This is a genomic window from Streptomyces sp. NPDC059499, assembly GCF_042749285.1.
Classification (GTDB): domain Bacteria; phylum Actinomycetota; class Actinomycetes; order Streptomycetales; family Streptomycetaceae; genus Streptomyces.
This window is the reverse complement of sequence record NZ_JBHYTT010000002.1, coordinates 434780-455491: the sequence shown is the minus strand read 5'-3', so window position 1 is coordinate 455491 and position 20712 is coordinate 434780. Positions and strand designations below refer to the sequence as shown.

Sequence of the window (20712 nt, the reverse complement as noted above, 5' to 3'; positions counted from 1 at the left end):
CCCGCTTCACCCTTCGGCTTGCCGGTAAACGATGGTGGTGCTGCCCACGACGATCCGCGAGCCGTCGCGGAGCGTAGCGCGGGTGGTGTGCTGCCCGTCTACCACGATGCCGTTGGTAGACCCGAGATCCTGGATCGTCGAGGGCGTTCCGGTCCGGATTTCACAGTGCCGGCGCGATACGCCGGGGTCGTCGATCCGCACGTCGGCGTCGGTGCTTCGTCCCATCACCAACGTCGGGCGGGAGATCTGATGGCGGTTGCCGTTGATCTCGATCCAGCGCCGTACCTGCGCGTCGGGCGCGGGCCCGGACGCGGCCGGCGGGCGCCAGTCGCTGGAAGGGCCTCCCTGGCGCCCGGAGCCCGGCGGCGGAGCCGCGGGCATGGGCGGTGGGGAGGCCGGGGGGTAGCCGTAGCCGCCCGGCGCCTGTGGGGCCGCGGGACGGTTCGGCTGGGCGTGGGGTGCGGGCCCGCCCTGCTGGCCCTGCTGTGACGAACTCGACGCCAGGGTCCGGCTGCGTACCCGGTAGAGCCCCGTGTCGAGGTCGTCCGCCTTCTCCAGATGGACCTTGATGGGTCCCATGAAGGTGTAGCGCTGCTGCTTGGCGTAGTCCCTGACCAGGCCGGACAGCTCGTCGCCGAGCTGACCCGAGTACGGGCTGAGCCGCTCGTAGTCGGGGGTGCTGAGCTCGACGATGAAGTCGTTGGGCACGACCGTCCGCTCGCGGTTCCAGATCTGTGCGTTGTTGTCGCACTCGCGCTGGAGGGCTCCCGCGATCTCGACCGGCTGCACCTCGGACTTGAAGACCTTGGCGAAGGTGCCATTGACCAGACCTTCGAGACGCTGCTCGAAACGCTTCATGACTCCCATGGGGCACCTCCTCCGGTGTCGTCGTCCCTGTACTGCTTACTGATCGTATCCACGCGTCGGGAAATCGGCTGGTTCCCCTTGTCTGCACAGTGGATGAGTGTCACCTCTCACACGGATCGTAGAGGTGGCCTCCTGACAGTGTCCCGCACTCCGGGTGCACTCAGGAGGAGTGGGGGCGTCGGCCCCGCGTTCCCGCTTCCCTCCATGCGTCCGGCGAAACAACGGATGTGAATCCACCCTGTCCAGCGTGCTAATCTTCCGGATGTCGCCAGGCGCTCGCACCACTCGGTGGGAGAGTCTGAAAACACCACTCATGCGCGAGTGGCGGAACGGCAGACGCGCTGGCTTCAGGTGCCAGTGTCCTTAGGGACGTGGGGGTTCAAATCCCCCCTCGCGCACAACGGGCAGTTGCTTGCAGCTGCCGGGTTGGTTCGACAGAACCCCCGCTCAGGAGAGATTCCGGAGCGGGGGTTCTTCGTTGTGCGGACCACTGGCGCGTTCGGAGCCCTTGTGCGCGCGGCTCCCCGGCCCGGCTTCCTGCCCACCGGAACGGTTCCAAACTTCTCCGCACGGCTAGCGTGGTCCGCGTGAAATCCACCCGCGTCGGCTCGGTCCTGCTGTGGGCGGCACTCAACGTTCCGGTCGTCGCTCTGGTCCCCGGATCGGGACTCGACGGGAGCCGACGGTGGGAGACCCTCCTCGGTGCCGTCACCGTCGGCATCGCTGTCGCGGTCCGGCGTACGCGGCCGCTGGTGTCCCTGGCCCTGTGTGCGGGCCTGTGGTGGGCTCTCGCGCTGCTGCTCGACAATGTCGACTCCGTTGCCGTCATGGCCCGCCTTCCGGCCTTGTGTGTCATGAGTTACGCCGTGGGACGACTGCAGGTGGACCGGCGGGCGGCGCTGCGGGTGCTGGGGCCGGTGGGTGTCGCGGCGCTGGCCGGCGGTGTCTGGTCGGAGCTGACGGTGCCCATGTGGGCGGTGACGGCGTCGGGAATGATCTTCGCCGGGCTGCTCCCCTGGATGCTGGGCCGGTACGCACGCCAGAGACACGAGCTGCAGGTGGCCGGCTGGGAACATGCCAGGCAGTTGGAGCTCCAGCAGCGCGGAAGGGTCGAGCAGGCACGGCTGCGGGAGCGGGCCCGCATCGCGGAGGACATGCACGATTCCCTGGGGCATGAGCTGAATCTGATCGCTCTGCGGGCCGGGGCCCTGCAGATCGCTCCGGGCCTGGGGGACCACCATCGGGAGACGGCGGCAGAACTCCGTGCGGGTGCGGCCGAGGCGATGGAGCGGCTGCGGGACATCATCGGGGTCCTGCGCGAGGAGGGGGCACCGGCGCCGTTGGAGCCTTCGCGTTCCGGCGTGGGGGTGCTGGTGGACCGGGCGCGTGCCTCCGGCGCGGGTGTGGAGCTCCGGTGTACCGGCGAGGCCGGCGAACTGCCAGGCATGACGGACAAGGCTGTGTACCGGGTGGTGCAGGAGTCGTTGACCAATGTGATGAAGCACGCTCCCGGGGCGGCGGTGACCGTGCGTCTGGACCACACCCCGCTCGACGTCACCGTGGTCGTACGGAACGGCCCGCCGGTGCGGGACCCGCTGGAGAACCGTGCGCGGGGTGGTCGCGGGCTGGTAGGGCTGCAGGAGCGGACCAGGCTGGCGGGAGGTGAATTCCGGGCGGGTGCGCTGCCTGACGGTGGGTTCGAAGTGACCGCCCGTCTCCCGCGTGTGCCGGGCCGGTCCGGCGCCCGGGCGGACGGGGCGGCGGCCGGTGTCCCGGAGGCGATTCCTGCGGGGGCGCTGCCCGCTGGAGCGTCATCGGCTGGTTCGGGTCAGGGAGCGGCTTCGGGTGGGCTCCTGCGCGCCACTGCGGGGCTGCGGCGGCGTTTCGTCGTTGCGGTCGGCCTTCCGCTCGGTCTGTTCGCCTGCCTTGCCGTCGCGATGCTGGGTTATTACGCGTACGGAGCGGCTTCATCGGTGCTTCCGCCGTCCGCGTACGCGCAAATGGAGACCGGTGCAGCTGCGGATACGGTCAGTCGGCTGCTTCCGTCCAGGGAAATGAGCGACGCCCCTTCCGAGCACCGGCCCGAGCCGTCGGGAGCCACCTGCAGCTACTACAGGGCCAGTGCCGATCTGTTCGTCACCGTCGACGTGTACCGCCTGTGCTTCGCCCACGACCGGCTGGTCGACAAGACCGAGTTGACGGCCGAATCGCGCCTCCAGGCGGATCGCGACTGACGTCTGGGATGCCGAAGGTCCTCCCACGGCATGACGAAAGTGGGGGTGACTGCTTGCTTTCGCGGGATGTGGCCGTGCCCGGCCGGAACCTACGTTCCAGATGACATGGAGACGCGGGAATCGGCGTACGGAGAGCGGCACCGAGTATGTACAGCAACGTGATTCAGACGATTCGGACGGAAAGCCTGGTCCGCTCGGCGAAGGCGGGTCCGGAGTACGGGGTCGGCGTGTACCGCGACATCACGGAATGGGCCGCCGGCACGCCTGGGTGGATGCAGGGGCTGGGTGAATTGGTCACCGAGGGCGGAATTCTCGTGTTCGTCGTTCTCTTCGTGGCCCAGTGGTGGAGGGCCCGCACGCGCGACAACAGGGCAATGGCCCACGCTCTGCTCGCCCCGCTCGTTGTCGCCGTGGTCTACATCGTCAGCGAGATCGTCAAAGTCTGGCTTCATGAGGAGCGCCCCTGCCGGGACATCCCCGGCGTCAGACCGATCGCCTCGTGCCCGGAGCCGGGCGACTGGTCCTTTCCCAGCAACCACGCGGTCATCGCTGCGGCGTCGGCCATGACTCTGCTGCTCACCTGGCGCCTGGTCGGGCTGCTGGTCCTGCCCCTGGCGGTACTGATCGCGCTGTCCCGCGTCTACGTGGGCGTCCACTATCTGCACGATGTGGCGGCGGGTCTACTGCTCGGAGTACTGGTTGCCCCGCTGCTGCTGGGGATTCTGGCGGCGCCCGGCAGCTGGGCAGTGGGCCGTCTACGGAGACAGAGAGGGCTGGTGCCCGTCCTCGGGCGCTGAACGGTCTTCTGCCGGCGTTGAAGGGGGCAGCCCCCGATTCAGGCGACGCCGCCGATCAGCCCGGTCTCGTAGGCGACGATCGCGGCCTGGACACGGTTGCGTACGCCCAACGCGGAGAAGACCGATCCCACATAGCTCTTCACCGTGCCCTCCACGACGTGGAGCCGCTGCCCGATCTCCGCATTGGACAGCCCGCTGCCGAGCAGGACGAGCACCTGCCGTTCCCGTTCGGTCAGCGCGTCCACCCTCGCGCGCAGCGCGGTGCTGCGCGCGTCGGCCTGCGTTCCGGCGCCTCGTTTCAGTTCCGCGATGACGTGCTGCGCGACTTTCGCGGAGAGATGGGAAGCGCCGGCTGCGGCGGTGTGCACGCCCGCGAGCAACTCGCGTGGGTCCCCCGACTTGAGCATGAAGCCGCTGGCCCCACCGCTGAGCGCCCTGCTGACGTATTCGTCTTCGGAGAATGTCGTCAGGACGAGGACGGAAATTCCGGTGGAGGCTCGCTTGATTTCCTCAGTTGCCGCGAGTCCGTCCATGACCGGCATACGGATGTCCATGAGGACGACATCGGGGCGGTGTTCAAGGGCAAGAGCCACAGCTTCGCGGCCGTCGGAGGCCTCGGCCACGACTTCGATCTCGGGGTCCCCCGAGAGGATGGCGCGGATTCCGGCGCGGATCATCGCCTCGTCGTCGGCCAGAACGATACGGATGGTGGGGATGACTGTCTCCGCTTCCCGCTCGGTGGTGAATAGGGGCCAGCGGATGACCGTAACGGGGTTGGCGGCTGGATGTGGCCGTTGTTTCACGTGAAACGTCGGATCCGCACTGAATTGGAGTCGTGCGGAAGTGGTGTGGGCGTCCCTCCAGGAGCTGTGAGGAGGCGCGAAGCGGGGCCACGAAGCGTCGGTCTGCTCCGTGGCCCCGGTCGGGCTGCCCGGTTGTTCCGGAGGCTTGCGAACGCTCAAGCGGCGAGACGTGCCGCCAGGGCCTTGGCCTTCTCTGTGGCGTCGTTGAATGCCTGGGCGCGGGAGGCCTCGGCGAGCGGAATGAGTTCGGCCATCGCGGGATTCGAGTGTGCCAGCGTCAACTCCGGCACGATGAAGTCGACTTCGACGCCGAACATGCCGGTCAGTACCTTCTCCAGGTAATTCTGGACGAACTCGAAGCCCTCGCGAGGAGTGCCGGGTGCGTATGAACCGCCGCGACTGGCGACGACGGTGACAGGGGTGCCGGTGACCGGGCTGTCGGCGCCGACGTTGTGTCCGACGATGATCACCTGATCCAGCCACGCCTTCAGGGTGGACGGGATCGAGAAGTTGTACATCGGAGCGCCGATCAGCACGGCGTCCGCGCCGGCCAGCTCAGCGGCCAGCTTGCTGCGCAGTGCGTCGTCGGCGCCGGCGGAAACCGCCGTGGCATCCAGGTGGGGCAGGGGGTCGGCGGCGAGATCGCGGTACACGACCTGACCGTCGGGGTGCTGCTCGCGCCAGGCCTCGACGAATGCGGCGGTGATCGCGCGAGAGGCGGAGTCCTGGGGGAAGACAGCGGAGTCGAGGTGCAGAAGCGTGGCCATGGGGATCTCCACAGGGAGTCGGGGGCGGGGCTCGGTTCCGGTTCACGGGTACGCCGCGAGGGCATCGAACCGTGCCCGGCGTTTTCGTACGTACCTATTGATAGCATAGTCACTTACTTTTCATAAGTCCCTCACGGTGGCGCAGTACTCTGGGGCCATGGCAGATCACGACGCACAGGCCTGTCGGCGGGTGGATGTGGGCATCAGCCGCGTCTTCGAGCTGTTCGGCAAGCGGTGGACGGGCCCGATCGTCTCGGTGCTGATGCAGCAGCCGGTGCACTTCGCGGATCTGCGGCGGGCGATTCCGGGCATCAGCGAGCGCATGCTCTCGGACCGGCTCTCCGAGCTGGGGGCTGCGGGTCTCGTCGTGCGCGAGGTCGACGAAGGGCCCCCGCTGCGCGTTTCCTACCGCTTGACGGAGGCCGGTGCCGCGATGGGGCCGGCGCTCAAGGAGCTGGGGCAGTGGGCCGATACGTATCTGATCGATTCGGGCGGCTGCTGACCTGCCGCCGGGTGGGCCTGCGGTGCGCGTGATCGCCTGGCGGGCGGATCGGCGGGTACGCCTGATCCCTCACGGGGCGAGCCCGGCGGTGCGGGCGAACGTCTACCGCTTGGTGTCGTCGTCGCCTGACGTGTTGTAGCGCAGCAGGTACTCCGCGAATCGGGCCAGATCGTCCGCGGTCCACTCGGAAAGGCGCTCCCGGTAGGCCGCGCGGCGGCTGGCCTGGGTGGAGGCGAGCGCCTGCGTGCCCGTGGCGGTGGGGTGCAGTACCTGGATGCGGTGATCGTCCGGATCCGGATGACGCTCGACCAGGCCGAGCTTCTCCAGGGTGGCGACCTGTCGGCTGACCGTGGACTTGTCCAGCATGTAGTGCGCCGCCAGGTCGGTGGCGCGACAGCCGTGCCGGTGGTCGATGTGGGCGAGCAGTGTGTACGAGACCAGGGGCAGCTCCGGGTGGAGGCGTGCCGCGGCTGCGCGCGCACGGCGTGCGAAGGCCGTCAGTTCGCGCTGGATGACATCCAGCGACTCTTCGCGTTTCCGGGGGGCGCCTGCCACGGGGTCACCTTTCTCGAAATCTAGTTGTATGCTACAACGAGTTAGAGGTTGTAAAAGCCAACGAATTGGAGGCCGCTCGAATGTCTGCGGGTCCGAGTGCGCCGTCCGGCTCCACTGCCGGTGCGCTGCGTCATGTGCTCAGTCATCTCGTTACGCCGCTGCTGATGTGCGTCGGCATGGGGCTTGCTTACCTGGGTGCCTTTCACGCTCCGGAACCGCACGACCTGAGGGTGGACGTCGTCGGCTCGGGAGCGAGTGCCCACGTGCTCGCACAGACCTTGCAGGACAGGGGCGACGGTGCGTTGAGTGTGCGTACGGTAGCCGACCGCGACACAGCGGTGAACCACCTGCGGACACAGCAGATCTATGGTGCCTACCTGCCCGGGAGCAGCCCCGAACTGATTGTGGCCACCGCCTCGTCGGAAACCAGTGCGACAGTGGTGCAGAAGGTCTTTACCGGCGTCGCTGCCGAACAGGGGGCGCCCCTCAAGGTGACGAACGTCGAGCCGACCGCGGACGGCGATCCGACCGGCCAGGGGATCTTCTTCCTTCTGGTGGCCGTCAGTATCGGGTCGTACGCGTCGGTCGCGGTGATCGGCGGCGCGGGCGCGGTGCTGGCGCTGCGGATCAGGGCCGCGCTCGCCGTCGGCGCCTCGCTCGTGGTGAGCGCGATCGGTGCGGTGTTCGCAGGGCCGCTGTTCGGCCTCGTGGACCATGGACTCGGCGGGCTCTGGGCCATGGCGTGGCTCTACTCGGCGGGGATACTGCTGATCGGCGTCGGGTTGCACACCTTCCTCAAGCGGTGGACCACACTCGGCGTGATGGTGCTCTTCGTCATGCTCAACTTCACCAGTTCGGGCGGCATCTTCCGGCCGGAGCTCCAGCCGGGATTCTTCGGTTCGCTCCATGCCTTCTGGAACGGAGCGGGTTTCGTCGAAGGTGTCCGCAGTCACGTGTACTTCGGAGGCCACGCGCTGGGCGGCCACGTACTGGTGCTCGCGGTGTGGTTCGTGGTCGGACTGGCCGTCATGGGTGTGGCCGGCAGGGCCGAGTCGAAGGGACGTCGCGCGGCTGCCGAGCGGTCCCGCGCCGAAGCGCCTGCCGCGCCGGGGGCGGGGGCCGAGGAGGAGATGGACGAGGCGGTCGCGGTCTGATCCGTTCGCGGCGTCCTGGAGTTGTCCACAGGTCGGTTCCCGGAGTTGTCCACAGGGGCAGACGGCCGTCGCGGGACAGCTGTACCGTCGTCCGCAGTTGATGTTGGACGGAACAGGTCGACGAGTGCGGGGGAGGCGGCGGCACATGAGTGAAGTCGATGCGGCGGTGCCGGTACAGCGGGCGGCAGCGCTGGATGCGCGCATCCCGGTCGTGCCCGGGTTCGCGCAGCGTGTGGCCACAGGCGCGTCGGACAGGGGATCTCCGAAGGCGGCGGGCAAGGCGCTGCGCGCCACGGTTCCGCGGGCCTCGCACAACTCCTTGGTCCTGCCTGCCGGCCGGCCCGACGCAGTGCAGGCGGTCGAGGAGTCGAACCGCGGCAGGGTGCCCGGCCTCACGCCGATCCGGGTGGGGCGGATGGCCGCCACGCCGTTCGCCTTCATGCGCGGCTCGGCCGGGCTGATGGCCCACGACCTCATGGGTACGCCGGTCACCGGTGTGGGCGCACAGCTCTGCGGCGACGCGCATGCGGCCAACTTCGGTCTTTATGGTGATGCCCGCGGCAGCCTCGTCATCGACTTGAACGACTTCGACGAGACCGTCTTCGGTCCGTGGGAATGGGACCTCAAGCGGCTTGCCACCTCGCTGGTGCTCGCGGGCCGTGAAGCCGGAGCGGACGAGGACACCTGCCGTCAGGGCGCCTACGACACGGTGGGCGCCTACCGCCGCACGATGCGCCTGCTTGCGGCGCTGCCCGCACTCGACGCCTGGAACGCCATCGCGGACGAGGAGCTCGTCTCCCACACCGATGCCCGGGACCTGCTCGGGACACTGGAGCGGGTCTCGGCGAAGGCCCGCAACAACACGAGTGCCCGCTTCGCCGCACGGTCCACGGAGGACTCCGAGGACGGCGGGCGGCGCTTCGTCGACGCACCGCCCGTGCTGCGCCGGGTGCCGGACGCGGAGGCCGCGGCGGTCGCGGAGGGTCTGCGCGGTTACCTCGGCACGATTTCGGAGGACCGTGTTCCGCTGCTTGCCCGGTACGCGATCCACGATGTGGCGTTCCGGGTGGTGGGTACGGGAAGCGTGGGCACCCGGTCGTACGTGGTGCTGCTCCTCGATCACCGGGGCGAGCCGCTGGTCCTGCAGGTGAAGGAGGCCCGCCCCTCCGCCTTGGCGCCCTATCTCCCGCAGGCCGGCTTCGATGTGCCGGACGTGGTGCACGAAGGGCGCCGGGTGGTGCTCGGGCAGAAGCGGATGCAGGTCGTCAGCGACATATTGCTCGGCTGGGCAGAGGTCGACGGCAGGCCCTTCCAGGTACGGCAGTTCAGGAACCGCAAGGGGAGCGTGGACCCGGCCGCCCTCGCCGCGGACCAGGTCGACGACTACGGACGGATGACGGGCGCGCTGCTGGCCAGGGCCCACGCGCACAGTGTCGATCCCCGCCTGCTTGCGGGCTACTGCGGGAAGAATGCCGAGCTGGACGAGGCGGTAGCCGATTTCGCTGTGACGTACGCGGACAGGACCGAGGCGGACCACGCCGAGCTCGTACGGGCCGTCGGGGCCGGGCGGATAGCCGCAGAGCTCGGCGTATGAAGGGCTTGCGGGCGACCGCGGGTCCTCGGCGCGCGGGCCGTGGCCATACGCTGGACGGGTGACCGACGAAGCCGCCGGGGTGCCGACCACCCGGAACGACGAAGACCGGCAGAACCACGACCGGCAGGACGAGCCGAATGCCGCTCCCGACGCGTCGCAGGGTGGCCTGCAGGGTGATGCGTACGACGCACCGCGGGCCGATCTGCACGATGCCGGTGCGGCCGAGTCCGATGCGGCCGGGTCCGGCGCTGCTGACCCCGGTGCGGCCGGTGCGCCCCGGCCCGAGGAGAGGCTTGCGAAAGCCGTCCGGGTGGCCGAGCAGGCGCTGATCGAATTCGAGATCGCGGTGGAGACCTTCCGGGTGGAGGTGGAGAACTTCTCCCGTCTGCATCACCAGAAGCTCGGCCCGATGTACGCGCGACTGGACGAGCTCGACGCGCAGATCGCGGAGGCGCGGGCCGCGAAGTCCGGTGATCCGGAGGATCTGCGCAAGGCACAGGAGGCCCGGGCGATCGTCATGCCGATGCCGGGGGTCGACGAGCTGTTCCACGACTGGATGGACTCCGACGGTCTTTCACCCGAGGCCGCGGCCATGCTCACGGAGCAGCCCGTTCGGCCTCCGAAGAGGGTCAGGCCCAGCGAGGAGGCGCGCAGGCTCTATCGCGAGCTGGCCCGCAAGGCGCACCCGGACCTGGCACCGGACGAGACGGAGCGGGAACGCCGCGATGAGTTCATCGCCCGCGTCAACGCTGCCTACGGCCGTGGAGACGTGGACCTGCTGAAGGAGCTGGCCGGCGAATGGGCGGCGGGCCCGGTGGCACCGGAGCTCCGGCTCAGCGAGAGCGAGGAGCTCTACGCCCGGCTGGATTGGCTCAGCAGGCGCAAGGAACTGCTCACGGTTCTTGCCAGAGAGCTGGAGGACAGCGCGATCGGTTCGATGCTGCGGATGGCTCCGGACGACCCGGACCGGCTTCTCGACGACATCGGCGAGAAGCTGCTGGGCGAGGTGTCCCGGCGTGAGGCCGAGCTGGCGGGCCTGGTGGAGTAGCGTTTCCGGTGACTCAGGCGCGTATGTACGAGAGAAGGCATGACCCATGAATTTCGCCCCACTGCCCTCTGTGGACGTCGCGACAGTGCCGTCGGACGGCTTCGTGCTGGACGTCCGGGAGGACGACGAGTGGTCGGCCGGGCATGTCGAGGGTGCGCTGCACATTCCCATGAGTGACTTCGTTGGCCGGTTCGGTGAGCTGACCGAGGCGGCCGAGGACGGGCGGCGCGTGCATGTGATGTGCCGGGTGGGTGGCCGGTCCGCACAGGTCACCCAGTACTTGGTGCAGCAGGGGATCGACGCGGTGAACATCGACGGCGGAATGCTCGCCTGGAACGGTGCGGGGCGCCCGATGGTCACCGACAACGGCAGCGCGGCCTTCGTTCTCTGAGGTTCCCTTCTCCGGGTCCTTTTCTCTGACGTTCCTCAACGTCCTTCAGTTGTTGTGAACGAGGACCGAGCAGCCACCGGCCGCTCGGTCCTCGTTCACGTTCTGGCCCCGACGGCTCTCCACCCGCCGGCACGGCGCTTCGCGCTGCTGCGGTAAGGCGGACAGAGGGTTCAGCGGGCACACGGTTCAGCGGGCAGCGCCTCAGCGGTCGAAGTCGAGCTCAACATCCGGGGTGAGCGGGTGCGACTGGCAGGCCAGCACGAACCCCGCCCCGGTCTCCTCCGGCTCCAGCGCGAAATTGCGGTCCATCCGCACTTCGCCGGAGACCAGGAAGGCCCGGCACGTTCCGCACACTCCGCCCTTGCAGGCGTAAGGGGCGTCCGAGCGGCTCCGCAGGACCGTCTCCAGAAGGGATTCGCCGTCCTGCACGGGCCAGCTGCCCGAGCGGCCGTCGAGGGTCGCTGTGAGCGTGCTGTCCGCCGGTACGGCGGCCCGGGCAACGGACGGTGATGCCGTTCCCTCGTCGGCGACGTGGAAGATCTCCTGGTGGATTCGGGCCCGGTCGACGCCGAGCTCCCGCAGCGCACCTTCCGCTCCACGGACCAGACCGAACGGCCCGCACAGGAACCAGCCGTCCACGTCGGGCACCGACAGCATCGCGGGCAGCAGTCCGGTGAGCCGCTCGCGGTCCAGCCGGCCGGAGGGGAGCCCGGCCGCCTGCTCCTCCCGGGACAGCGCCGTCACCAGATGGAACCGGTCCGGATAGCGGTCCTTGAGCTCGGCCACCTCGTCCAGGAACATCGTGGAGGCAGCCGTACGGTCACTGCGGATCAGGCAGAAGCGGGCTGCGGGTTCCCTCGCCAGCAGCGTCGCCGCGATCGACAGCACCGGCGTGATGCCGCTGCCGCCGACGATCGCCGCGAAGTGGCCGGGGCGAGGGTCGAGCACGAAGCGGCCCATCGGCGCCATTGCTTCCACCTGGTCCCCGACGGCCAGTTCCTTGAGCGCGTACGTGGAGAAGGCACCGCCGTCGACCATGCGGATGCCCACCCGGAGCACCGGGTCGCCGGGCGCCTGGACGGCCGGTGCGCAGATCGAGTACGACCGGCGGATCTCCTCGCCGTCGGCGCTGTAGCGCACGTTGAGGTGCTGGCCGGGGCTGTGGCGGAAGGTCTCGCGCAGCTCGGGCGGCACGGCGAAGGTGACAGCCACCGCATCGTCCGTGATCCGTTCTATGGCGCTGACCCGGAGCGGATGGAACATCTACAACTCCTTGAAGTGGTCGAACGGTTCGCGGCAGTCGACGCAGCGGCGCAGCGCCTTGCACGCGGTGGAGGAGAAGCGGCTCAGCAGCTCCGTGTCGGTGGAACCGCAGTGAGGGCAGCGCACCGCGAGGGTCAGCGGCACCGGTCCGCCCCGCATGCCTCCGGGACGGGGCGGCGCAATGCCGAACTCGGCGAGCTTGCGTCGGCCCTCGTCGCTGATGTCGTCCGTCGACCAGGCCGGGGCGAGGACGGTCACCACTGAGACGTCGGCCACGCCGTGTTCGTGAAGCACCCGCTCGATGTCGGCGGACATGGCTTCGATCGCCGGGCAGCCGGTATACGTCGGAGTGAGCCGCACGGTGACGCTGTCGGGGCCGTGCACCTGCACACCGCGGAGCACACCGAGCTCGTCCAGGGTGATGACCGGCAGCTCGGGGTCGGGCACGGAGCCCGCGAGCCGGTGGAGCTCCGCTTCCAGGAGGGTCTCGGTCACCATGACGCCCCCGGGTGGCTGCGGTGCAGGTGCTGCATTTCGGCGAGCATCCGCCCGAACGGCTCGGTGTGTAGTCCTTGCCGGCCCGCCCCTGCCGTCCATGCTCCGGACCGCGGGCCGGATGGGAGCGTCAGCGTGGCCTGCTCGACGACGGAGGTGACGGCAGTCAGCCAGCTGTTCTGCAAGGCCTCCCAGTCGACGTCGACTCCCTCGACGGGCTGGAACAGCTCGCCGGTGTACCGCCAGAGCGTGTCCAGGCCGCGCTGCATGCGCTCGTGGCTCTCCGCAGTGCCGTCGCCGAGCCGCAGGACCCACTGCTCCGCGTGGTCGCGGTGGTAGGCGACCTCCTTCACGGCCTTCGCGGCGAGGTCTGCGAACTCGCCCCCGCCCGCGGCCAGCTGCTCGTAGAGCAGGTGCTGGTAGACGGAGAAGTAGAGCTGGCGGGCGATGGTGTGGGCGAAGTCGCCGTTCGGCTGCTCGACCAGCTGGAGGTTGCGGAAGGAGCGCTCCTCGCGGAGAAAGGCCAGCTCGTCCTCGTCGCCGACGAACGAGAGCAGCAATCTGGCCTGCCCCAACAGGTCCAGGGCGATGTTGGCCAGGGCCACTTCCTCCTCCAGAACGGGGGCATGCCCCGCCCACTCCCCCAGCCGGTGCGAGAGCACCAGCGCGTCGTCGCCGAGTGCGAGGGCCGCGGTCACAGGTGCTTCACCCCTTCGGGGATCTCGTAGAACGTGGGGTGGCGGTAGGGCTTGTCCCCGGCGGGTTCGAAGAACGAGTCCTTCTCGTCCGGCGAGGAAGCGGTGATCTCGGTCGAGGGAACAACCCAGATGGACACGCCTTCCGAGCGGCGTGTGTACAGATCGCGTGCGTTGCGCAGTGCCATCTCCGCGTCGGGCGCGTGCAGGCTGCCTGCGTGAGTGTGGGAGAGCCCGCGCCGTGAGCGCACGAACACCTCCCACAGCGGCCAGTCGGTCGAGCTGCTCATGCTGTTGCCTCCCCGGGCTCTGCGCTTGCTCCGGATGCCCCGGGCTTTGCTGCGTGCTTGTCTGCGTATGCCGCTGCCGCGTCCCGGACCCAGGCGCCCTCTTCGTGGGCTGTGCGTCGCTGGGCGAGCCGTTCTTCGTTGCAGGGGCCGTTGCCCTTGAGGACCTCCTGGAACTCCGTCCAGTCGATCGCTCCGTAGTCGTGCTGTCCGAGCTCCTCGTTCCACCGGATGTCGGGGTCCGGGAGGGTGAGACCCAACGCTTCTGCCTGCGGGACGCAGATGTCGACGAAGCGACGGCGCAGCTCGTCGTTGGAGTGGCGCTTGATCTTCCAGGCCATCGATTGTTCCGAGTGCGCCGATGCGTCATCGGGCGGGCCGAACATCATCAGCGACGGCCACCACCATCGGTTCACCGCGTCCTGAGCCATCTCGTGCTGCGCTGCAGTACCTCGGCTGAGGGCGAGGAGGAGCTCGTAACCCTGGCGCTGGTGGAAGGACTCCTCCTTGCAGATCCGGACCATCGCCCGCGCATAGGGGCCGTAGGAGCAGCGGCACAGCGGCACCTGGTTGGTGATTGCGGCGCCGTCGACCAGCCAGCCGATCGCACCGACGTCCGCCCAGGTCAGCGTCGGGTAGTTGAAGATCGACGAATAGCGCTGCCGGCCCGCGTGGAGCTTGTCGAGCAGCTCCTCGCGGCTGGTGCCGAGCGTCTCGGCAGCGCTGTACAGATACAGCCCGTGACCGGCCTCGTCCTGCACCTTCGCCATCAGGATCGCCTTGCGGCGCAGCGAGGGCGCGCGGGTGATCCAGTTGGCCTCGGGCTGCATACCGATGATTTCGGAGTGCGCGTGCTGGGCCATCTGGCGGACGAGTGAAGCCCTGTAGGCGTCCGGCATCCAGTCCCGCGGCTCGATCCGGTCGTCGGCTGCCACCGCGGCGTCGAATGCCGCGGCGCGCGCCGCGTCCGCCGTGCCTGCCGTCCCCTGCGTCGTCTGGTCCGCAGTCACTGCCGCCATCCCGCACTCCCTACCGACCGATCGTTCGGTTCACTGACTTCAATGGTGAGTCGGAGGCCCGTAGGGTGTCAACCCTGTGGATAACTGAGTGGTGATCGATGGTGATCGGGGCGGGATGGATTCGGACCACGGTGGGCACGCCGGAAGCGAGAAGAAGCTCGCCTGGCCGGAGGTGGTGAGTCATCGGGAAGCCGGTCCGGACGGGGAGCCGCACGCTGCAGCCCCGCACCCCGACAGCGGGGACGAAGACGCGGGTGCCGGATCGGCGGAGATACCCCGCACCGGGGCGGGCCGCCGGCCGGACAAGGCAACGGATGCCGCACCCGGTACAGCTCCCGCACCCGGCACCGCACCCGCCCTCGTACCCGGCGAGGATCCTGGACCGACCCCCGGCACCACCCCCGCAGTCGGCGCGGCACCTGGGCAGCCTCGCCGTCCGAGCGCCGGAATAGCCGCGCTCTCGCTTCCGTACCAAGTCACCGCAGCGCTGGCGCTGTCGGTCATCGGGCTGCTGGCCTTCGGACACCTGGCCATGGTGTTCCTGCACGTCGCACCGTCCAACACGCTGACGAAGCAGCACGGCGAATCGGTCGACGCCTGGGTCTACCCGGAGTTCGAGCAGAACTGGAAGCTGTTCGCCCCCAATCCGCTCCAGCAGAACGTCGCCGTGCACGTACGGGCCGAGATCGCCGGCGATGACGGCCGACGCACCACGCCTTGGATGAGCCTCTCCAGCGAGGACGGCGAGGCGATACGCGGAAACCCCCTCCCCAGCCACGTCGACCAGAACGAGCTCCGCCGCGCCTGGGACTTCTACGTGGGCTCCCACGACAACGAGAACCGCGCCAACGGTCTGCGCGGCGAGCTCTCCGAGCGCTACATCCGCCGGATCGTGATGCTGCGCCTCATCGACCACAACTACGCCGGGACGGTCGAACGCATCCAGGTGCGGTCCGCCGTGCGTTCTGTCGGGGTGCCGCCGTGGAGCGAGGAGAAGATCAGCACCAAGCCGAACTACCGGGTGCTCCCATGGTGGACAGTCACCTCCGACGATCTTCCCGAGTCGGCCGCGGCGGACCGGGCAGCACAGGCCGAGGAGGCGGAGAAGTGAGCGCACCCACCGCTCGGACCCGTAAGAACGTACGGAACGCCGACCGTCTCGCCCGTGGCATCCAGCGCGTCACCGCTTCGCCCGTCGGCGTGTACCAGAGTGCCGTCGTCCGGATCGGTGTCTCAGCCACATACCTGCTGTTCCTGCTGCGTGAGCTGCCGCACCGCCATGAGCTGTACGGCCCCGACGGCCCCTGGCGCTGGGACATGGCGCGTCAGCTCATCCACAGCAACGAAGCCTTCACCGTCCTCATGTGGTCCGACAGCACGCTCTGGTTCGAGATCGTGTACGCGCTCACGCTGCTGTCGGCCGCGCTCCTGATGATCGGGTGGCGCACCCGCGTCACGGCCGTCCTTTTCATGGTCGGGGTCCTCTCGCTGCAGAACCGCAGCATCTTCATGGGCGACGGCGGCGACAACGTCATCCACCTGTTGGCCATCTACCTGGTGCTCACGCGCTGTGCGCGTGTCTGGTCGCTGGATGCGCGCCGGGCGGGACGGGACGCCGCCCGTTCCGCGGGGGGCCGCGCTCCGGTCCGGGACGTGGCGGGGCCGCTCCTCTGGGCCGCGGTCGGTCCCGTCCTGCTCGTGGCCACGCTGATGGGTGGGCTGGGCGGCACGTGGTGGCTGAAGTCGCTCCTGTGGGTGCTGTGGCTGGGGAACGCCGTCTGGTGGCTGCTGAACCGCTACGCACCCGACCGTGAGCTGCGCACGCTGCTCGATGTCGTGGCCAACCTCGCCCACGGCGCCGCCCTCGTCGTGATCATGGCCGAGGTCTGCCTGATCTACGCGACCGCCGGCTGGTACAAGATCCAGGGCTCGCGCTGGCAGGACGGCACCGCGCTCTACTACCCGCTCAAGCTCGACTACTTCACGCCGTGGCCAGGGCTGTCCGGTCTTCTCGCGTCCAGCGCCCTGGCCGTCATGGTGCTGACGTACGCCACGGTCATCGTGCAGGTCGCCTTCCCCTTCACGCTGTTCAACCGCCGGGTCAAGAACGTCCTGCTGGTCGTCATGATCGGCGAGCACGCCGGCATCGCCGTCCTGCTGGGCCTGCCGTTCTTCTCGATGGCGATGATCGCCGCAGACGCTGTCTTCCTGCCGACCGTCTTCCTGGTGTGGCTGGGAGCCAGGGTGACGCGCGGCCGGCAGCGGCTGTTCTCCCGCCCGGCGGGCACGCCCGTGCTGCCCGGGCAGCGGCAGCCGGGCGGCCAGGAGCGGGAGGCACCGCAGCACGGCGGTGGCGGTGGCCATACGCTCGTCGGGTGAGCAGCGAGACCGGTAGTACACAAGAGCCCCCGGCGACCACGGCGCCCGATCCGTCCGCCGAGCCGATCCAGTACGACGACGGCTACGGCACGGAGATCGGCGTCGGCCCCCATCCGCTGCCCTGGCCCGAGGGGGAGCGCTACGACCCCGAGCTGCTCGCCCAGGGGGACAGGCGCAACGTGGGCGACTCCTACCGGTACTGGACGAGGGAGGCGATCGTCGCCGATCTCGATCTGCGACGGCACGACTTCCACGTCGCGGTGGAGAACTGGGGACACGACTTCAACATCGGTTCGGTGGTGCGCACCGCCAACGCTTTCCTCGCCAAGGAGATCCACATCGTGGGCCGGCGGCGCTGGAACCGGCGGGGGGCGATGGTCACCGACCGCTACCAGCATGTGCGGCACCACCCCGACACCGCGGACCTGACCGCCTGGGCCGCGGCCGAGGGGCTGCCGATCATCGGGATCGACAATCTTCCCGGGGCCGTACCGCTGGAGCGTACGGAGCTGCCGCGACGGTGCGTGCTGTTGTTCGGGCAGGAAGGGCCCGGGCTGACGGAGGACGCCCGCAAGCACGCGTCGATGGTGTGCTCGATCGCGCAGTTCGGCTCGACACGGTCGATCAACGCCGGTGCGGCGGCGGCCATCGCGATGCACGCGTGGGTGCAGCGGTACGCGGACATCCCGGACCCGCGGGTCCAGTAGCCGGTGGAGCGGGGCACACGCCGTGCTCGCCTCGCTCCACCGGACACGGGGGCACCGGACAGCCGGCACCGGCCGCCGGTGGATCCCTACGCCTGGCGGCGGACCTCCACCACCCGGAAACGGTTGGAGACGAAGGCTCCGTCGCACAGCGCCGCGTTGGCCGCCGGGTTGCCGCCCGAACCGTGGAAGTCGGAGAACGCCGCGGTCTGGTTGACGTACACCCCGCCTGTCAGATTCAGCGAGAGCTGGGCGGATTCGTCGAGGCAGACGTCCTCCACCGCGCGCTCCACGTCCGGGGACGTGGTGTACGCGCCGACCGTCATCGCGCCCTTCTCCCGAATGGTGCGGCGCAGGAGCTCCAGCGCGTCGGTGGTCGAGTCGACCGCGACAGCGAACGACACGGGGCCGAAGCACTCCGAGAGGTAGGCCGCCCCCTCATCCGGCTTGGTGCCGTCGAGCTTGACGATGACCGGTGTCCGGACCACCGCGTCGGGGAAGTCGGGATTGGCCACGGTGCGCGAGGCGAGGGCGACGTCACCCAGTGACGCTGCCGCCTCCAGGCGGGCCTTGACGTCGGGATTCACCAGGGCGCCGAGCAGCCCGTTGGCCCGGGCGTCGTCACCGAGGAGCCCGTTGACGGCTTCCGCGATGTCCGCGACAACGTCCTCGTACGACTTGGCGCCCGCGTCGGTCGTGATGCCGTCCCGTGGGATGAGCAGGTTCTGCGGGGTGGTGCACATCTGGCCGCTGTAGAGCGAGAGCGAGAAGGCCAGGTTGGCGAGCATGCCCCGGTAGTTGTCGGTGGAGTCGAGGACGATCGTGTTGACGCCCGCCTTCTCCGTGTAGACCTGGGCCTGCCTGGCGTTGGCCTCCAGCCAGTCGCCGAAGGCGGAGGATCCCGTGTAGTCGATGATCTTGATCTCGGGGCGTACCGCGAGGGTCTTGGCGATCCCCTCGCCCGGCCGCTCGGCCGCCAGCGCGATCAGGTTCGGGTCGAAGCCGGCCTCGGACAGCACCTCGCGTGCCAGCTGGACGGTCAGCGCGAGCGGCAGGACCGCCCTGGGGTGCGGCTTGACCAGGACCGGGTTACCGGTTGCCAGTGAGGCGAAGAGGCCCGGGTAGCCGTTCCACGTGGGGAACGTGTTGCAGCCGATCAGGAGCGAGATGCCGCGGCCGGCCGCTGTGTACGACTTGTGCAGCTGGAGCGGGTCGCGCTTGCCCTGGGGCTTGGACCAGTCGGCGGTCAGGGGCGTGCGGACCTGCTCCGCGTACGCGTAGGCCACCGCTTCCAGGCCGCGGTCCTGGGCGTGCGGGCCGCCCGCCTGGAACGCCATCATGAAAGCCTGCCCGCTCGTGTGCATCACGGCGTGGGCGAGCTCGTGGGTGCGGGCGCTGATCCGGGCGAGGATCTCCAGGCAGACCAGGGCCCTGGTCTCCGGTCCGGCCGCCCGCCAGGCGCCCGACCCGGCGGTCATCGCCGGGAGCAGGACGTCCGGATCGGCGTGCGGATACTCGACGCCGAGCTCCGGCCCGTAGGGCGAGACCTCCCCGCCGGTCCAGCCGTCGGTCCCGGGCTGGCCGAGATCGAGTGTGGTGTTCAGCACCGCGTCGAACGCGGCCTTGCCCTCGGCCGCGCCCAGGCTGCCGGGGAGGCCGCCCTCGCCGTAGGCCTTCGGGTGCTCGGGGTGCGGGGACCAGTAGGCGCGCGTACGGATCGCGTCGAGGGCCTGGTCGAGCGTCGGGCGATGGGTCTCGGACAGCTTCTCGGTGGAAAGCTCGGCGGCCATGACGGACCAACTCCTCGTCGAGCTGGGCAGGGATGTGCGGACGGAGTTAGAGTAACCGAACGATCGGTCGGGACAAGGGGCCCCAAGAAACCTGTGGACAACTCATGGGGGAGGATCGCGGTCATGACCACGGCCAAGCGGGACACGTACACCCCGGAGACCCTCCTCACCGTTGCCGTCCGTGTCTTCAACGAGCGCGGTTACGACGGCACGTCCATGGAGCACCTCTCCAAGGCGGCGGGCATCTCCAAATCGTCGATCTACCACCACGTGGCCGGCAAGGAAGAGCTGCTGCGGCGCGCGGTGAGCCGGGCGCTCGACGGGCTGTTCGGGATTCTCGACGAGCCGGGCGCGACGCGGGGGCGGGCGATCGAGCGGGTCGAGTACGTGACGCGCCGCACCGTCGAGGTCCTGATGGACGAATTGCCGTACGTCACGCTGCTGCTGCGCGTGCGCGGCAACACCGCGACCGAGCGCCTGGCCCTGGAGCGGCGGCGCGAGTTCGACCAGCGGGTGTCGGAACTGCTCAAGGCCGCCGTGGCGGACGGCGACCTGCGCGCCGACGTGGACATACGCATGGCCACACGGCTGCTCTTCGGGATGGTGAACTCCCTGGTCGAGTGGTACCGCCCGCAGCCGGGTGGATCGGCCGAGCGGGAGCAGCTGGCCGACACCGTCGTCCAGCTGGCCTTCGAGGGGATGCGGGCCAGCCGCTGATCCGGCCCGGTCCGGAAGCGAAGCCCTAGGCGAGCTCTGCCGTGCGGTCCGGGCGGGGGCCCAGGTCGGTCTCCTCGAACACCAGCAGGGTGCGGGTGGAGAGCACCTCGGGTATGGCCTGGATCCTGGTCAGGACCAGTTCGCGCAGTGCCCGGTTGTCCGGGGTGTGGACCAGGAGCAGGACATCGAAGTCGCCGCTGACCAGGGCGATGTGAGTGGCTCCCGGCAGGGCCTGGAGCTGTTCGCGCACGGTGCGCCAGGAGTTCTGGACGATCTTGAGTGTGATGTACGCGGAGGCGCCCTGCCCCGCCCGCTCGTGATTCACCCGTGCGCTGAAGCCGCGGATGACTCCGTCCTCGACGAGGCGGTTGATCCGTGCGTAGGCGTTGGCCCGCGATACGTGGACGCGTTCGGCGACAGCCCGCACGGAGGCGCGGCCGTCCGTCTGCAGGATGCGGAGGATGTCGCGGTCGATGGAGTCCAGTGGCCGCGCGGGCGGAACCTGGCCGGGGCCCTCGCCCCTGTCGGCCATTTGTTCAGCTGCCATCTGCCCGTGCCTCCCTGTTGTGGACGACCTGTCTCTATCCCAGGCTGTGGAGAACCGTTTGTCCACAGGCTGACGGTGCCTGTAGCCAAAATGCGCCCACGACC

Annotated in this window: 22 protein-coding genes and 1 tRNA gene; 12 read left to right on the top strand and 11 right to left on the bottom strand. The window is 69.2% G+C overall.

Features of this window, described 5'->3' with window-relative positions; genetic code table 11:
• Positions 1-6: 6 nt before the first annotated feature.
• On the bottom strand, positions 7-867 hold the full coding sequence (locus tag ACFW9O_RS07455) for an FhaA domain-containing protein (RefSeq protein ID WP_384606162.1): 861 nt from the start codon (positions 865-867) through the stop codon (positions 7-9).
• A gap of 315 nt (positions 868-1182) precedes the next feature.
• Here ACFW9O_RS07455 and ACFW9O_RS07450 point away from each other — a divergent pair.
• The 3 genes from ACFW9O_RS07450 to ACFW9O_RS07440 all read left to right on the top strand — a co-directional run bounded on the left by ACFW9O_RS07450 (position 1183) and on the right by ACFW9O_RS07440 (position 3898).
• Positions 1183-1265: transfer RNA gene (locus ACFW9O_RS07450), tRNA-Leu, on the top strand.
• A gap of 189 nt (positions 1266-1454) precedes the next feature.
• The gene (locus tag ACFW9O_RS07445) at positions 1455-3101 is read left to right on the top strand and encodes a sensor histidine kinase (protein WP_384606159.1); all 1647 of its coding nucleotides are present in this window, start codon (positions 1455-1457) and stop codon (positions 3099-3101) included.
• A 158-nt stretch (positions 3102-3259) separates the two neighbouring features.
• Positions 3260-3898, top strand: a complete 639-nt coding sequence (locus ACFW9O_RS07440; RefSeq protein ID WP_384606156.1) for a phosphatase PAP2 family protein — start codon at positions 3260-3262, stop codon at positions 3896-3898.
• A 38-nt stretch (positions 3899-3936) separates the two neighbouring features.
• On the opposite strand, the gene ACFW9O_RS07435 is transcribed toward ACFW9O_RS07440, so the two are convergent.
• Together ACFW9O_RS07435 and ACFW9O_RS07430 are read right to left on the bottom strand one after the other, a co-directional pair.
• Positions 3937-4614 (bottom strand): response regulator, encoded by a 678-nt coding sequence (locus ACFW9O_RS07435; RefSeq protein WP_384606627.1) that lies wholly within the window; start codon positions 4612-4614, stop codon positions 3937-3939.
• A 242-nt stretch (positions 4615-4856) separates the two neighbouring features.
• Positions 4857-5468, bottom strand: coding sequence for an FMN-dependent NADH-azoreductase (locus ACFW9O_RS07430; RefSeq protein ID WP_384606154.1), 612 nt, complete (start codon positions 5466-5468; stop codon positions 4857-4859).
• Between the two features lie 157 nt (positions 5469-5625).
• Between ACFW9O_RS07430 and ACFW9O_RS07425 the strand changes: the two genes are divergently transcribed.
• Complete coding sequence (locus ACFW9O_RS07425; RefSeq protein WP_329209169.1) at positions 5626-5970, top strand: helix-turn-helix domain-containing protein; 345 nt, start codon at positions 5626-5628, stop codon at positions 5968-5970.
• A gap of 102 nt (positions 5971-6072) precedes the next feature.
• Here the strand turns inward: ACFW9O_RS07425 and ACFW9O_RS07420 are convergent, their stop codons facing one another.
• Positions 6073-6525: a MarR family winged helix-turn-helix transcriptional regulator gene (locus ACFW9O_RS07420; protein ID WP_351166469.1), complete on the bottom strand. Its 453-nt coding sequence runs from the start codon at positions 6523-6525 to the stop codon at positions 6073-6075.
• A gap of 80 nt (positions 6526-6605) precedes the next feature.
• Between ACFW9O_RS07420 and ACFW9O_RS07415 the strand changes: the two genes are divergently transcribed.
• From ACFW9O_RS07415 to ACFW9O_RS07400, 4 genes are all read left to right on the top strand, one after another.
• The gene (locus ACFW9O_RS07415) at positions 6606-7679 is read left to right on the top strand and encodes a hypothetical protein (RefSeq protein ID WP_384606150.1); all 1074 of its coding nucleotides are present in this window, start codon (positions 6606-6608) and stop codon (positions 7677-7679) included.
• Positions 7680-7824: 145 nt separating this feature from the next.
• Positions 7825-9273 (top strand): DUF2252 domain-containing protein, encoded by a 1449-nt coding sequence (locus ACFW9O_RS07410; RefSeq protein ID WP_384606148.1) that lies wholly within the window; start codon positions 7825-7827, stop codon positions 9271-9273.
• 58 nt (positions 9274-9331) lie between these two features.
• Positions 9332-10321, top strand: a complete 990-nt coding sequence (locus ACFW9O_RS07405) for a hypothetical protein (protein ID WP_384606146.1) — start codon at positions 9332-9334, stop codon at positions 10319-10321.
• A gap of 46 nt (positions 10322-10367) precedes the next feature.
• On the top strand, positions 10368-10712 hold the full coding sequence (locus ACFW9O_RS07400; protein ID WP_351166461.1) for a rhodanese-like domain-containing protein: 345 nt from the start codon (positions 10368-10370) through the stop codon (positions 10710-10712).
• Positions 10713-10913: 201 nt separating this feature from the next.
• On the opposite strand, the gene ACFW9O_RS07395 is transcribed toward ACFW9O_RS07400, so the two are convergent.
• Genes ACFW9O_RS07395 through paaA form a run of 5 tightly spaced genes read right to left on the bottom strand, consistent with a single transcriptional unit; the run spans position 10914 to position 14471 of the window.
• Entirely contained in the window at positions 10914-11975 is a 1062-nt protein-coding gene (locus tag ACFW9O_RS07395; RefSeq protein WP_384606142.1) for a 2Fe-2S iron-sulfur cluster-binding protein, read from the bottom strand.
• Complete coding sequence (paaD, locus tag ACFW9O_RS07390) at positions 11976-12473, bottom strand: 1,2-phenylacetyl-CoA epoxidase subunit PaaD (RefSeq protein WP_351166457.1); 498 nt, start codon at positions 12471-12473, stop codon at positions 11976-11978.
• Complete coding sequence (paaC, locus tag ACFW9O_RS07385) at positions 12467-13168, bottom strand: 1,2-phenylacetyl-CoA epoxidase subunit PaaC (RefSeq protein ID WP_384606139.1); 702 nt, start codon at positions 13166-13168, stop codon at positions 12467-12469. Before paaC ends, paaD begins: the two co-directional genes overlap by 7 nt.
• Complete coding sequence (gene paaB, locus ACFW9O_RS07380; RefSeq protein ID WP_030972485.1) at positions 13165-13455, bottom strand: 1,2-phenylacetyl-CoA epoxidase subunit PaaB; 291 nt, start codon at positions 13453-13455, stop codon at positions 13165-13167. The genes paaC and paaB overlap by 4 nt, the downstream gene beginning before the upstream one ends.
• Positions 13452-14471: a 1,2-phenylacetyl-CoA epoxidase subunit PaaA gene (gene paaA, locus ACFW9O_RS07375; RefSeq protein ID WP_384606136.1), complete on the bottom strand. Its 1020-nt coding sequence runs from the start codon at positions 14469-14471 to the stop codon at positions 13452-13454. The genes paaB and paaA overlap by 4 nt, the downstream gene beginning before the upstream one ends.
• Before the next feature lie 115 nt (positions 14472-14586).
• Here paaA and ACFW9O_RS07370 point away from each other — a divergent pair, with 115 nt between their 5' ends.
• From ACFW9O_RS07370 to ACFW9O_RS07360, 3 genes are read left to right on the top strand one after another with little or no spacing between them, the layout of a single operon-like run.
• On the top strand, positions 14587-15582 hold the full coding sequence (locus ACFW9O_RS07370; protein ID WP_384606133.1) for a DUF5819 family protein: 996 nt from the start codon (positions 14587-14589) through the stop codon (positions 15580-15582).
• Positions 15501-16850 carry an HTTM domain-containing protein gene (locus tag ACFW9O_RS07365; protein ID WP_384606130.1) on the top strand — a complete coding sequence of 450 codons (1350 nt, stop codon included), beginning with the start codon at positions 15501-15503 and terminating at the stop codon, positions 16848-16850. The genes ACFW9O_RS07370 and ACFW9O_RS07365 overlap by 82 nt, the downstream gene beginning before the upstream one ends.
• Positions 16847-17557, top strand: a complete 711-nt coding sequence (locus ACFW9O_RS07360) for a TrmH family RNA methyltransferase (protein WP_351166449.1) — start codon at positions 16847-16849, stop codon at positions 17555-17557. The genes ACFW9O_RS07365 and ACFW9O_RS07360 overlap by 4 nt, the downstream gene beginning before the upstream one ends.
• Before the next feature lie 86 nt (positions 17558-17643).
• On the opposite strand, the gene paaN is transcribed toward ACFW9O_RS07360, so the two are convergent.
• The gene (gene paaN / locus ACFW9O_RS07355; protein WP_384606128.1) at positions 17644-19344 is read right to left on the bottom strand and encodes a phenylacetic acid degradation protein PaaN; all 1701 of its coding nucleotides are present in this window, start codon (positions 19342-19344) and stop codon (positions 17644-17646) included.
• Between the two features lie 123 nt (positions 19345-19467).
• Between paaN and ACFW9O_RS07350 the strand changes: the two genes are divergently transcribed.
• The gene (locus ACFW9O_RS07350; protein WP_351166445.1) at positions 19468-20061 is read left to right on the top strand and encodes a TetR/AcrR family transcriptional regulator; all 594 of its coding nucleotides are present in this window, start codon (positions 19468-19470) and stop codon (positions 20059-20061) included.
• Between the two features lie 25 nt (positions 20062-20086).
• On the opposite strand, the gene ACFW9O_RS07345 is transcribed toward ACFW9O_RS07350, so the two are convergent.
• A complete protein-coding gene (locus ACFW9O_RS07345) occupies positions 20087-20608 on the bottom strand; it encodes an Lrp/AsnC family transcriptional regulator (RefSeq protein ID WP_384606124.1) in 522 nt (173 codons plus the stop codon).
• Between the last annotated feature and the right edge of the window lie 104 nt (positions 20609-20712).